The sequence below is a fragment of the Halorubrum sp. T3 genome (genome assembly GCF_000296615.1).
Taxonomy (GTDB): domain Archaea; phylum Halobacteriota; class Halobacteria; order Halobacteriales; family Haloferacaceae; genus Halorubrum; species Halorubrum ruber.
The window spans coordinates 143362-156229 of record NZ_JH815330.1 but is presented as its reverse complement, the minus strand read 5'-3'; the positions used below and the strand labels follow the sequence as shown (position 1 = coordinate 156229).

Annotated in this window: 13 protein-coding genes; 7 read left to right on the top strand and 6 right to left on the bottom strand. The window is 69.7% G+C overall.

Features of this window, described 5'->3' with window-relative positions; translation table 11 throughout:
* Positions 1–38: 38 nt before the first annotated feature.
* Positions 39–191, bottom strand: a complete 153-nt coding sequence (locus B378_RS17085) for a hypothetical protein (protein ID WP_008440770.1) — start codon at positions 189–191, stop codon at positions 39–41.
* A gap of 133 nt (positions 192–324) precedes the next feature.
* Positions 325–1092: a nickel pincer cofactor biosynthesis protein LarB gene (larB, locus tag B378_RS0109835; RefSeq protein WP_017343626.1), complete on the bottom strand. Its 768-nt coding sequence runs from the start codon at positions 1090–1092 to the stop codon at positions 325–327.
* A gap of 305 nt (positions 1093–1397) precedes the next feature.
* On the opposite strand from larB, the gene B378_RS0109830 reads away from it, so the two are divergent.
* Positions 1398–1565, top strand: coding sequence for a DUF1931 family protein (locus B378_RS0109830; protein WP_004047560.1), 168 nt, complete (start codon positions 1398–1400; stop codon positions 1563–1565).
* Between the two features lie 86 nt (positions 1566–1651).
* On the opposite strand, the gene rpiA is transcribed toward B378_RS0109830, so the two are convergent.
* The 3 genes from rpiA to B378_RS0109815 all read right to left on the bottom strand — a co-directional run bounded on the left by rpiA (position 1652) and on the right by B378_RS0109815 (position 4827).
* On the bottom strand, positions 1652–2407 hold the full coding sequence (gene rpiA / locus B378_RS0109825; protein ID WP_017343625.1) for a ribose-5-phosphate isomerase RpiA: 756 nt from the start codon (positions 2405–2407) through the stop codon (positions 1652–1654).
* Between the two features lie 98 nt (positions 2408–2505).
* Complete coding sequence (locus B378_RS0109820; RefSeq protein WP_017343624.1) at positions 2506–3630, bottom strand: ORC1-type DNA replication protein; 1125 nt, start codon at positions 3628–3630, stop codon at positions 2506–2508.
* Between the two features lie 105 nt (positions 3631–3735).
* Positions 3736–4827, bottom strand: coding sequence for a methyltransferase domain-containing protein (locus tag B378_RS0109815; RefSeq protein ID WP_017343623.1), 1092 nt, complete (start codon positions 4825–4827; stop codon positions 3736–3738).
* A gap of 84 nt (positions 4828–4911) precedes the next feature.
* Here B378_RS0109815 and B378_RS0109810 point away from each other — a divergent pair, with 84 nt between their 5' ends.
* Positions 4912–5472 carry a TATA-box-binding protein gene (locus tag B378_RS0109810; protein ID WP_017343622.1) on the top strand — a complete coding sequence of 187 codons (561 nt, stop codon included), beginning with the start codon at positions 4912–4914 and terminating at the stop codon, positions 5470–5472.
* Positions 5473–5553: 81 nt separating this feature from the next.
* Positions 5554–5913: a hypothetical protein gene (locus B378_RS0109805; protein WP_017343621.1), complete on the top strand. Its 360-nt coding sequence runs from the start codon at positions 5554–5556 to the stop codon at positions 5911–5913.
* 36 nt (positions 5914–5949) lie between these two features.
* On the opposite strand, the gene B378_RS0109800 is transcribed toward B378_RS0109805, so the two are convergent.
* On the bottom strand, positions 5950–8175 hold the full coding sequence (locus B378_RS0109800; protein ID WP_017343620.1) for an ATP-dependent DNA helicase: 2226 nt from the start codon (positions 8173–8175) through the stop codon (positions 5950–5952).
* 181 nt (positions 8176–8356) lie between these two features.
* Between B378_RS0109800 and B378_RS0109795 the strand changes: the two genes are divergently transcribed.
* The 4 genes from B378_RS0109795 to B378_RS0109775 all read left to right on the top strand — a co-directional run bounded on the left by B378_RS0109795 (position 8357) and on the right by B378_RS0109775 (position 12836).
* Positions 8357–8830, top strand: a complete 474-nt coding sequence (locus tag B378_RS0109795; protein ID WP_017343619.1) for a histidine kinase — start codon at positions 8357–8359, stop codon at positions 8828–8830.
* A gap of 54 nt (positions 8831–8884) precedes the next feature.
* On the top strand, positions 8885–9385 hold the full coding sequence (locus tag B378_RS0109790) for an ACT domain-containing protein (RefSeq protein ID WP_017343618.1): 501 nt from the start codon (positions 8885–8887) through the stop codon (positions 9383–9385).
* A gap of 194 nt (positions 9386–9579) precedes the next feature.
* Positions 9580–10611 carry a DNA repair and recombination protein RadA gene (gene radA / locus B378_RS0109785; protein ID WP_017343617.1) on the top strand — a complete coding sequence of 344 codons (1032 nt, stop codon included), beginning with the start codon at positions 9580–9582 and terminating at the stop codon, positions 10609–10611.
* 497 nt (positions 10612–11108) lie between these two features.
* Complete coding sequence (locus B378_RS0109775) at positions 11109–12836, top strand: ammonium transporter (protein WP_017343615.1); 1728 nt, start codon at positions 11109–11111, stop codon at positions 12834–12836.
* The last annotated feature ends 32 nt before the right edge of the window (positions 12837–12868 follow it).

Below are 12868 nucleotides of genomic sequence, written 5' to 3'. Positions count from 1 at the left end.
CTCTCCGTGCGCTCGGTCTCCGATCGGCGTTTCGCCGGTCAGTCCCCGGTTCGCGTCCGCTCGCGAGACACCTCTGCGATGCCCGCGTTCGCGGAGCACTTCGGGCACGCGTTCAGGTCGCCGCGCTCGTCCGCGAAGACGCGCGCAAAGCGGTCCGAGACGTGCGACCCGCAGTGGTCACAGCGTGGCATGTGTTGCCGACGTGCGTCGGCAACTACCATACGAACTCGACGAACTAATACCCTTTTTCGACCCCGTCGGCTGCCGGTATTCGTCTCTTCGAGCCGATCCGCCGAGCGGAGCGTTCGGCAGGGCCCGGTCGCCTCACTCGGCCCGCACCGCGTCGACCGCGCGGGCGATCAGGCCGGCCTGCGCGCCGGCGACGAAGCCAGCGTCGACGTTGACGGTCGTGAGCACGGAACACGACTGGAGCGCGCCCTGAAGCGCCGCGACCCCCTCGCCGCCGACGCCGTAGCCGGTCGAGACCGGAAGGGCGATCACGGGCGCGTCGACGAGGCCGGCGACGACGGTCGGCAGGGCGCCCTCGCGGCCCGCCGCGACCACGACGACATCGGCTTCGCGGATCCGATCGACCTGATCGAGGATCCGGTCGAGGTTGGCGACGCCGACGTCGTCGACCCGATCGACCGCCGCCCCGATCTCGCGGGCGACGACCGCCGCCTCGCCGGCGACCGGCGCGTCCGCGGTGCCGGCGGCCACGACCGCGACCGCGGCGTCGAGCGACGGGGGCTCGAAGTCGCCGGCGCGCGCGACGACGGACCCCGTGCGGTCGTCCCGGTCGACCGTCGCGTCCGGGTCGCCGTCGCCGACCGCCGACGCGACCGCCGCCGCCGTCGCCTCGTCGGCGCGCGTCACCAGCGCCCGCCCCGTCGTTTCGAGCGCCGTCGTCGCCAGCGCGGCGACCTCCGCGGGCGTCTTCCCCTCCGCGAGGATCGCCTCGGGGATCCCGCGTCGCCGCTCGCGGGCGGCGTCGAACCGTCCCGCGTCGGTGGTCGCGTAGCCCGCGAGCCGCGACTCCGCCTCCTCGACGCCGATCTCGCCCGCTTCGAGCGCCGCAAGCGTCTCTCGCATGGCGGACCGTCGGCCGGGGAGCCGGTCGAACCTGTCGCTTCGCCGTCCGGGAGCGCGCCGCGAGCGAAGCCGGCCGGGGTCGGAGCGCACCCGTGAGCGTCACGCGACGGGGACGGCGCCCGGTCGAGGCGGGCCCGAGGCGGTGTCGAGAGGGGTTCGGAGCGCGTTCGAGCCGGCGCGCAGACGATAATCTCACAAGATTTATAAGTGACTGTGTTCGCAGCCCCCCGCGAACCGGCTTCACGGCGCCCCTCGCGGGCGAATTCAGGAACTCTTATTAACCATCACCGGGTAGGCCCGATCGCATGGCAGACCTCATTGTCAAAGCGGCCGTCAAGGAAGCCCTGGACGACAAGAACGTCGCTTCGGACTTCTACGACGCGCTGGACGACGAAGTGGACGAGCTGCTCGAAGACGCCGCGCGCCGCGCCGAGGCCAACGACCGGAAGACGGTCCAGCCGCGCGACCTCTAAAACGGAACTCGTTTCCGTTCCATTTTATTTGGACGCTGTCCGCCGAGCGGCGGCGCTGTCGGTCGTGGCGCCGTGATTCGGCGGTTTCAGACCTCGTCGACCCGGACGCCCGACTCCGTCCCGACGTGGATCTCGTCCGCGAGCCCGACGAAGAGGCCGTGTTCGACGATCCCCGGGATCGACGACAGCGTCGCCGACAGCGCGGCCGGATCGGCGACCTCACCGAACGGGCAGTCGAGGACGAGGTTCCCGTTGTCGGTCACCACGGGGCCGTCCTTCCGCTCCGCGCGCCGCAGCGTCGGCTCGCCGCCCGTCTCCCGGACCGCCGCGGCGACCGCGGTCCGTCCCGCGGGGAGCACCTCGACCGGGATCGACCGATCCAGCCGCGGCGACTCCTTCGAGGGGTCCGCGACGACGAGGAAGCGGTCGGCCGCGGCGTCGACGAGCTTCTCGCGGGCGTGGGCCGCGCCGCCGCCTTTTATAAGTGCTCCGCCGGGGGCGGTCGAATCGGACTCTCCGCTCCCGGCGTCGGCCGTTCCGGCACCCGTCGCCACCTGATCCGCGCCGTCGATGGCGACGTCGATCCCGGGCCCGTCCGGGCCGACTGCCTCCGGAAGGTCGAGGCAGGGAATCGCCGCCTCGACCGCGAGTTCGCGGCTCGCGAAGGAGGTGGGAACCCCCCGAATATCGAGGCCGGCGTCCACCCGGTCGCCGAGCCGCCGGATCGCGTGCGCCGCGGTCGACCCGGTCCCCAGTCCGACCACGTCGCCGTCGCTCACCGCCGCGGCCGCCGACTCGCCGGCGCGTCGCTTCATCGCGTCGCTCCCGCCGCTCGTCTTCATGGCGTCGACTGCGTGCGGGGGCGTTGAAAAGGCGTCGGGGAGGGGCGGCGCGAGGATATGAGGGAGGGGTATGAGGGCGTGCGCGGCCGACCTCGCCGTCACTCCAGCCGGTCCAGCACCGCCTCGGCGTCGTACGCCAAGGTGAGCTCCCGCGAGCGGCCGCGGCCGTCGACGTCGGCGTACTCCGCGTCGATGACGCCGAGCTGGTCGAGCTTGTTGATGATCTCCGAGTAGCGGGTGTAGCCGAGGTCGGTCTCGTCGTTGAAGGCGTCGTACACCGCCCCGGCGCGCTCGCCGTCGTGCTCGGCGAGGACGCGGACGAGATCCCGCTCGGACTCTGAGAGGCCGCGGAGCGACCGAGAGAGGTGGACGTGCTTCGACTTGTCGTACGCCTCCTCGACGTCCTCCTCCGATATCGTCTTCGAGGCGCGCATCTCGGCGTTGAGCCCGGCCCGGCGCAGGAGGTCGATCCCGACCCGGAGGTCGCCGCTGTCGGCGGTGAGGTCGGCGACGCGCTCCAACTCGGCGTCGCCGATGACCCCCTCGTGGAAGCCGCGCTTGGCGCGCTCGGCGAGGATGTCGTAGATCTCGGTCGCGTCGTAGACGGGGAAGTACACCTCCTCGGGGCGGAAGACAGACTGGACCCGGGTGTCGAGGTCGTCGATCACGTCGAGGCCGAGGTCCGAGGAGACGACGATCACGCCGATCTTCGCGCCGGAGTGGGCCTCGTGGGCGCGCAGGAGGGAGTACAGCGTGTCTGACGCCTCGTTCTCGTAGAAGAGGTAGTTCACGTCGTCGAGGGCGACGACCAAGACCTCGTCCTCCTCGACGAGGCGGTCGGTGATCTGGCCGAACAGCTTCTTGAAGGAGATGCCGGACGACGGGGGTTCGTACTCGAAGATCCCCTCGAACAGCCGTGAGAACACCGCGTAGCGCGTCGAGTCGACCTGGCAGTTGACGCGCACCGTCCGCACCTCGGTCCGGGCGCCGAGCTCGCCGAACAGCTTCTGGACCGCGGTGGTCTTCCCCGTTCCCGGCGGGCCGCGGACCATCGTGTTGAGGGGGCGAGAGCCGCGGACCGCGGGGCGGAGCGCGTACTTCAGATTCTCCAGTTGGCTCTCCCGGTGGCGGAACGTCTCGGGGACGTGGTCGATCTCGAACACCGACTCGTCGCGGAACACGGACTCGTCCCACGAGAGCATGTCCCCGGCGTCCCCGGTCATGCGAGTACCACGAGAGGCCGCGCACTTAACCGTTGCCCGGTGCCGGAGCGAAACTGAAACTTGTCGCACGAGCCCCGAAAGGAAGCGATTCCGGCGATCGGTCGTTCACTCTCGCTCTGGCGACATCTCGGTCGCAACACCTCCGCTCCCCGCCGCGTCATCGCGACGCAACACCAGCACGTGTCGAGTCAGCGACCGGTGAACCCGGCGCTCGAACGCCGCGTCGACGGTCCAGCCGGCGTCGCGGGCGGGGGCGCGCCAGTCGCGGTCCGCGACGAGTACCGCGCGCGGCGCGACCCGGGCCGCCTCGTCGAGCGCGCCCCCGACGAGGTCTGCCAGCTCGTGGCGCGCGATCTTCGACTGCCGGCCGTACGGGGCGTCGAACGCGACGCCGTCGACCGCGTCGTCCGGGAGGGGGAGCGCGGTCGCGTCGCCGCGCGCGACGTGCCAGTCGGGCGAGTCGTCAGTGCCGGGAGAACCGAGGTACTCGCGGAAGTTCCGACGCGCGCCGCGGACCATCTTCGCCTGCGCGTCGCAGGCGACGGCGTCGGCGCCGACGAGGCCCGCTTCGAGGGGAAGTCCCCCGGTGCCGCACATCGGGTCGAGGAGGGTCCGACCGGGGGCGGAACCCGCGAGGTTGGCGTAGGCGCGGGCGTCCGCCGGCGCCATGCTCCCCGGCTGGAAGAAGGGGCGCTCGGTGGGGTTCGGTGCGAAGTCGCGGGCGGCCTCGACCGCGACCCAGCCGAGCGCGCAGACGTCCGCGTCGCTGCCATCGGCACCGGCCACCGCGTCGTGTTCCGCGCGCGGGCCGGCCGCGAACAGCGCGCGGAGGACGTGGTCGGGGTCGTCGAGGTCGACGTCGAACCCGCGGTCGACGAGGACGCCGCCGAGCGCGCGCTCGGCCGCCTCGGTCGAGACGGCGGACGTCGCCCGGACGTCGCGGGCGCGGACCGCGACGCTCCCGGCGCGGTCGAGCGACGCGGCCCGGAGCGCGGCGGCCGCGGCGTCGACATCGGCGTCGGTCCGCGCGACCGCCTCGTGGGCGGCGCGGGTGTACGCGAGCCGGCGGACGCGGGCGCGGTCGATCCCGCCGGTGCGCGCGATCCCCGGCGCGAGGAGGTCGACGCCGGTGGCGGCGGTCGCGGCCTCGCGGGCCGCGAAGGCGTCGGTCTCGCCGGCGAGTTCGAGCCAGTACACGCCGACGGCTCCGCGCGGCGGCGCCAATAGCGTGGCGGTTCCGACCAGCCACCTTTTTACGGCGTTCGGGCGAGAATAGAGGTAATGACGGCCGACCCGAAGGAGACGATCACCGTAGAGAACGTCGTCGCTTCCACGGGGATCGGACAGGAGCTCGATCTCCAAAGCGTCGCGATGGACCTCGAGGGCGCCGACTACGACCCCGAGCAGTTCCCCGGGCTCGTCTACCGCACCACGGACCCGAAGTCGGCCGCCCTCATCTTCCGCTCGGGGAAGATCGTCTGCACCGGCGCGAACTCGATCGAGGCGGTCCACGAGAGCCTCGACATCGTCTTCGACGAGCTCCGCGCGCTCCAGATCCCGATCGAGGACCCGGAGATAACGGTCCAGAACATCGTCACCTCGGCCGACCTGGGCAAGAGCCTGAACCTGAACGCGATCGCGATCGGCCTCGGGCTGGAACACATCGAGTACGAGCCGGAGCAGTTCCCCGGGCTCGTCTATCGCCTCGACGAGCCGGAGGTCGTCGCGCTGCTGTTCGGGAGCGGCAAGGTGGTCGTCACCGGCGGCACGAGCCCCGAGGACGCCGCGGCCGCCGTCGACGTGATCGTCGAGGAGCTGAATGGGCTCGGACTACTGGAGTGACGCGGCGGAACGGAGACGGAACGCGGACTTGCCGCGGTCGCATTCCGCGGCCACTTTTACCCCTCGTCCCGTAGACCGACCATGCTCTTACAGACGGTGACGCCGGTCTCCGTGCTCGGGACGACCGTCCTGTTGGCGCTGTTCCTCTCGCTGACCGCGCACATCGCGGCTCGGAACGTCCTCGGCGACGTCGACCCGCGGCGCGCCCTCTACGTCGGCCCGCTGCCCGCGGTGATAAGCGTCGTCGGGAACGCGTTCGAGCTCTCCGGGGCGCTCATCCTCCTCGCCGCGCTCCTCGTCGACGGGACGATGTTCTGGTGGAGCTACGAGCAGCCCCGGCGGGCCGTGGCCGTGATGACGCTGATCCACGTCGTGGTCACGACGCTGCTCAGCGGGCTCCTGCTCGTGGCCTCGATCCTGCTCGCGTCGATGCCGGGGTAGGATCGGCGACGGCGGCGGTTCCTGCTCCCGGTCCCCTCACGGTGACGGCGGCGGCCCGTCGTACGCGTCGTGATCTTGGTAGAAGTTCAGCATCGCGAACTTCAGCTTCTCGGGGTCGACGTCGAGCAGCTCCTCGCGCTCCTCGGGCGGGAAGGCGGAGCGGACCGAGTACTTCCCCATGTCGGCGGTCGTGTAGCGGCGGTCCGCGAGGATCCGGACGCCGAAGTCGTCGGGGCCGCGGATCACCCGGCCGAGCGCCTGTCGCGTCTTGCGGATCGTCGGGATCTCGACGGCGTACATCCACCCCGGGTCGCGGGAGCGGTCGCGGTCCGCGAACGCCCGGTCGTAGGCGTCCTGAACCGCCTCGGTGCGGTCCGAGAGGTGCGGGTACGGGACGCCCACGACGACGACCGTGCGGGCGTCGTCGCCGTCGAAGCTCACCCCCTCGCCGAGCGTCCCCCACAGCGAGGTGAACAGCGCGGCGCCGTCGCTTGCGACGAACTCGCTGCGGAGTCGCTCCTCGTCGACGCCCGGCCCGTCGAGGTGGATCGAGCCGAGGGGGGCGTCGTTCCCTCCCTCCGACCCGCGTCTCGCGTCGCCGCCGCTCGGGGCGCTTCTCCCGCTCCCACCGGCGAGACGCTCGTGGTAGCGCTCGGCCTCGGCGTACGAGGGGAAGAAGGCGAGCGTGTTGCCGGGCGTGAACCGGATCGCGTCGCGGAGCAGCGACGACACCGCTTCCTGCGTCTCCGGGTCGTTGCGGTCCGAGGCGAAAAGCGGCGGCACGTCGGCGGCGAAGGTCCGGCGGTTCGCCTCGGGGTAGCCCATCTCGTAGGCCATCGACGCGACATCCTCCAGCCCCAGCACGTCCTCGGTCACGTCGAAGGGGCGCAGCGTCGCGCTCATCAGGACGGAGGCGGCCACCTCGTCGAACAGCTCGCTGGTGACGTTCCGCGGGATACAGGTGTACAGCTCCGCGCGGCCGTACACCTCGTCAGTACCCGCGTCGCGCCGGACGGAGACCACCGGATACTGGCCGAACTCCGCCCCCTCGTCCATCCACGTCGCGACGAACCGGGCGGCCGCGAGCGTCTGCGACTCCGACCGGGTCGTCGCCTCCCCGTCGCGGTAGCGGCGCTCGTACTCCTCGTCTATCGCCTGGCCGAGCTGGACGGCGAGCTCCGCCTCCGTGTCGATCCCCTTCCCCTCGTAGTTGCGGAGGAACGCCAGCGTGAGGTCGTCACGGCGGTCGTCGTTGGCGATCGAGACGTCCTCCCAGCTCTCGTCGACCCCGCCGAACCCGAGCCCGTCCTCGTACGTCTCGACGAGGGCGTCGCGGAAGGCGCGGAGGACGTTCTCGGCGGGCTCGGCGCGGGAGTCGTCGCTGTCGGCCAGCTCGTCGAGCGCGGCGTCGAGGGTGTTCTCCGTCAGCGTCCGGGTGGCGTGGTCGCGCGCGGCGTCCTCGATGTTGTGCGCCTCGTCGAAGACGGTGACTATCTCGCTCGGGTCGCGGTCGATCCAGCGGAAGAACTGCTCGCGGATGTTCGGGTCGAGCAGGTGGTGGTAGTTACAGACGACCAGGTCGACACCCTCCATCCCCTCCTTCAGCAGCTCGTAGCCGCACAGCTCGCGCTCGTCGGCGTACTCGTACACGTCGTCGGGGGTCCGGACATCATCGAAGAGCCACGAGAAGAACTCGTCGGTGTCGCGGGTGAGGTTGTTGCGGTAGTGCTCGCAGACGTTGGCGGTCTCGTACTCGTCGACCTCGGCCTCGAGCTCGTCGATCTCCTCCATGATCGCCTCGCGGGCCTCCGCGGCGCCCGCGTCGCCCTCGCGGCTCTCCGCCAGCAGCTCGCGCTGGCGCGACTCCAGCTCGCGCACCTCGCTCTCCGTCTCCACCATCTCGCGGGTGGTGTCCCGGAGGGTCTGACACTCCTGGTAGTCGACGTCGATGTGGCACATCGACGACTTCCCTTTAAATACGACCGCGCGGATCGGCTCCTCGCGGGTGATCGCGCGCGCGTCCTCGACGAACTGCCGCATCTGCTGGTGGACGTTGGTCGTGATGACGACCGTGCGGTCGTGCTCGCGGGCGTGTTCGAGCGCGGGCACGAGCGCGGAGAGGGTCTTCCCCGTCCCGGGCGCCCCCTCGAACAGCACGTCCTGTCCCCGGTCTAACGCGTTGGCGACCCTGTCCATCGCCTCGCGCTGGTTCGGGTAGGGTTCCTCGTACGGGAAGAACCGCAGGTGCGGCGACTCTGACACGGGGTGGGGTTCGGCGCCACCGGCCAAAAGGAGTCGGGTGGCGGGGCGGAAGTGGTTCGGGCCGGCGGCGGTCAAATTTTGACGGTAGTTGGTTTCGAAAATTTATAACTTTCGGGCGTGTGCGTCGTTACCACATAATTCCGGCATATACTACCGGTTCTTGCGCGAAAGCAGAGGCGAGATGGCAACCGAAACGGCGACCACGACGGAGGGGGTATCGACGGAGACCGGCAACTGGCGGGCGGGCGTGGCCGGCGGACTGGTCGGCGGGCTCGTCTTCGGCGCGATGATGTCGGCGATGACTCCTGGCGTATTACAGATGGCGATCCCGGCGATGTACGGCATCGAAGGCCCCGCCGGCGCCGTCGGCTGGGCGATCCACATGTCCCACGGCGCGGTCATCGGGCTCGGGTTCGCCGCGATCGCGGGCGTGCGGCCGAGGCTCGGCGACTCGGTCGGAACGGGCCTCGGCGTCGGGGCGGCCTACGGCCTCCTCGTCTGGGTCGCGCTCGCGGTGATCGCGATGCCGATCTGGCTGGGCGCCGTCGGCTTCCCGGGCGCGCCGCCGCTGCCGAACGTCGGCGTCGAGAGCCTCGTCGGCCACGTCGTCTACGGCGCGGTCCTCGGCGGCGTCTACTCGGCGGTCGCGAACTGAGGCGCGGCAGTGCGCCGTTTTTTAACACCTCGGCGACGACCACCGTAGCAACGAATGTTCGACGAGATCCTCGAGAAGTTCGAGGGGTCACCCAGCCAGCAGGCCGTCATCCGGCTGTTCCTGGAGCGCGGCTTCTCGGTCAACGAGGAGGGGCGGGTCGTCTCCGGCGGGATCGAGATCCCCTACACCGGCATCGCGCGCGAGCTCGACGTCGACCGCCGCGTCGTGGACTCGACGACGGACGCGATCCTGGCGGACCCCGAGCTGAAGCGCATCTTCACCAACATCTCGTCGATCCCGAGCCTGATGGATCTCGCGCCGGTCTTGGATCTGACGGTCCTCACCATCGAGGTCGCGGCCGCCGACGAGGCCGGGATCGTCGCCGAGGTCACGTCCATCCTCGCCGACCGCGGCGTCTCGATCCGGCAGGTGCTGAGCGAGGACCCCGAGTTCACCGACGACCCGAAGCTGTACGTGATCACCGACGCCGACCTGTCGGGCGACCTGCTCGTGGAGATCCGCGACCTCGACTACGTCCGCCGCGTCGGCTTCTGAGGCGCTTGCGCCGCGGCGCCGTCGCTGATCGATCGGCCGAACCGACCAGTTTCGCCCGATCGCCGCGTCCACGCGTCGGCCCGAGACCATTTATACGGCACCGAGCCATTCCGGAGCGCGGTCCCCACGCGATTTTTACTTTCACTGGGGTGTAAACCAGTCTTTATACGGGATGGGGAACAAGCCACGTGTACATGCCTGAAGACGAACTCGAGGACCTCCCCGGCGTCGGCCCGGCGACCGCGGACAAGCTCGTTGACAACGGATTCGAGAGCTACCAGTCGATCGCGGTCGCGAGCCCCGGCGAGATGTCCAACACCGCCGACATCGGCGAGTCGTCCGCCAGCGACATCATCAACGCCGCCCGCGAGGCCGCCGACGTCGGCGGCTTCGAGACGGGCGCGACCGTGCTCGAACGCCGCCAGGAGATCGGCAAGCTCTCCTGGCAGATCGACGAGGTCGACGACCTGCTCGGCGGCGGCATCGAGACCCAGTCGATCACGGAAGTGTACGGCGAGTTCGGCTCCGGGAAGTCGCAGGTCACCCACCAGATGGCCGTCAACGTCCAGCTCTCGAAGGAGAACGGCGGCTTAGAGGGCGGCTGCATCTTCGTCGACTCCGAGGACACGTTCCGCCCGGAGCGGATCGACGACATGGTCCGCGGGCTCGACGACGAGATCCTCGCCGACGAGATGGAGCGCCGCGAGATCGAGGGCACCCCGAACGATGAGGCGGCCTTGGAGGACCTGGTCGACGCGTTCTTGGACCAGATCCACGTCGCGAAGGCGTTCAACTCCAACCACCAGATCCTGCTCGCCGAGAAGGCGAAAGAGCTGGCTGGCGAACACGAGGAGACGGAGTGGCCGATCCGGATCGTCTGCGTCGACTCGCTCACCGCGCACTTCCGCGCGGAGTACGTCGGCCGGGGCGAGCTCGCCGAACGACAGCAGAAGCTCAACAAGCACCTCCACGACCTGATGCGGCTCGGCGACCTGTACAACACCGCCATCCTCGTCACCAACCAGGTCGCATCGAACCCGGACTCCTACTTCGGCGACCCGACCCAGGCGATCGGCGGCAACATCCTCGGCCACGCCTCCACCTTCCGGATCTACCTCCGGAAGTCGAAGGGCGACAAGCGGATCGTCCGCCTCGTCGACGCGCCGAACCTCGCCGACGGCGAGGCCGTGATGCGCGTCCAGAACGAGGGACTGAAACCGGAGTAAGCGAGGTTTCGCCGGCGTTAGTCGACCGTTGATCGCGTCGAACCGCCACCGATCGATCGAATCGGTCGGCAAACGGGAGATCGGGTTGACGAACGTCAATTTTCACCGAGAGGCCTCCAACCGTCCGAATTCGCGGAGGACGCCCCGTACGGCGGCGAATCGCGAGACGGCGGCGTGGCAATACTCGCCAGAACCGGCCGCGCATGGGCGCAGAGCGGCCGTCGGCGAGGGATCGCGGCTGAATAGATAGAAATTTTACACAACGCTCGTCCGCTTCGAGCGCAACGATTGCCGCGAAATCCGCGAAAAAACGTCCTTATATTCCATAGACATCTCCTTATATCGGACGAGCATCGTATTATCAACCCTCTTTTTTGTGAAACTCAACTCTAATGTTTATATGTAGTCGTTCCCGGGAGTCGAAACGTGATTCAGCGCATGAACACGAGCGAAACGAAGCGTGAACCGGACAGTCGTTCAGTAGAGGTGGAGGAATCATGACGGGCGGCGTTCTCGCCACGATCGATCCGAGCACGTTCGCGTCCGCGATGAACGGGACGTGGATCCTCGTCGTGACGTTCCTCATCTTCTTCATGCACGCCGGCTTCGCGATGCTCGAAGCCGGGCAGGTGCGGTCGAAGAACGTCGCCAACCAGCTGACGAAGAACCTCCTGACGTGGAGCGTCGGGGTGACGGTGTTCTTCCTCATCGGCACGGCGTTCACGAGCCTCGTGAACGGCTCGCCGGGGATCGCCTCCGCCGCCGGGTCGCTGTTCTCCGGCGGCGAACTGGCCGTCGAGGAGGGCGTCGTCGGCCCGTACGTCAACTGGCTCTACGGCGCGGTGTTCGCGATGACCGCCGCGACGATCGTCTCCGGGGCGGTCGCCGGCCGCGCGAAGCTCCGCGCGTACGTGACGTACACGTTCCTGCTGGCCGCGGTCATCTACCCGATGGTCATCGCGTTCACTTGGTCGGCGTCGGGCGACGGGCTCGTCGCGCAGCTGACCGGGACCGCGTTCCACGACTTCGCGGGCGGCATGATCGTTCACGGCATGGGCGGGATCGCGGGCCTCACGGCGGCGGCCGTCCTCGGTCCGCGGATGGACCGCTACGCGAAGGACGGCTCGACGAACGTCATCCCCGGTCACTCGCTGACGTTCGCCGTGCTGGGGACGCTCGTCCTCGCGTTCGGCTGGTACGGGTTCAACGTCGGCACGGCCTCCGTCGTCAGCGGCGGCGTGTTCAACACGCTGACGCTCAACCTCGTCGCGATGGGGACGACCATTGCGATGGCGGCCGGCGGGATCGGCGCCGCGACCGTCGTGTGGCTCCGCACCGGGAAGGTCGACACGCTGTACGTCGCCAACGGGCTGCTTGCGGGACTCGTCGGCATCACCGCGATCCCGGACACCACGGCGTGGTGGGGCGCGCTGGTCGTCGGCCTCCTCGCCGGCGGACAGCTCCCCCTCGTCTTCGAGTTCGTCTCGGACACGCTGAAGATCGACGACGTCTGCGCGGTGTTCCCGGTCCACGGGAGCGCCGGCGTCCTCGGCACGCTGCTGTTCCCGTTCGTCGCCGCGCCGGGCGAGCTCAGCGCGGGCATCGGCGCGCACTTCGTCGCGCAGCTGACCGGCGTCGTCATCATCGGCGGCTGGACGCTCACCGCGACCGCCGCCGTCTGGTACGTCCTCAAGGTCTCCGGCGAGGCGCGCGTCACCGCGGAACACGAGCAGGAGGGGCTCGACATCTCCGAGCACGGCGTCGAGACCTACCCCGAGTTCGGCGGCGACCGCGTCGCGACCGACGGCGGTCCGTCCGTGGTCGACACGACCGAGTCCGACGGCGAGTCCCCGCGCGCTGACGGCGGCGCGGAGGCGGGCACGGAGATCAAGATGGTCACCGCGGTCGTCCGCCCCGACAAGCTCGGGGACATCAAGCAGTCGCTCGCGGAGATCAACGCGCCCTCGCTGACGGTGACGAACGTCTCCGGCCGCGGCAGCCAGCCCGCGAAGAAGGGCCAGTGGCGCGGCGAGGAGTTCACCGTCGACCTCCACCAGAAGGTGAAAGTCGAGGTCGTCGTCGCCGACATCCCGGCCGACGAGGTGGCGGAGGCGATCGCCGACGCCGCCGAGACCGGCGAGCCCGGCGACGGCAAGGTGTTCATCATGCCGGTCGAGGACGCGCTCCAGGTCCGCACGGGCGTGACCGGCCCGGAGGCAGTGTAGCGACGACCGGCCCGGAGGCAGTGTAGCGACGA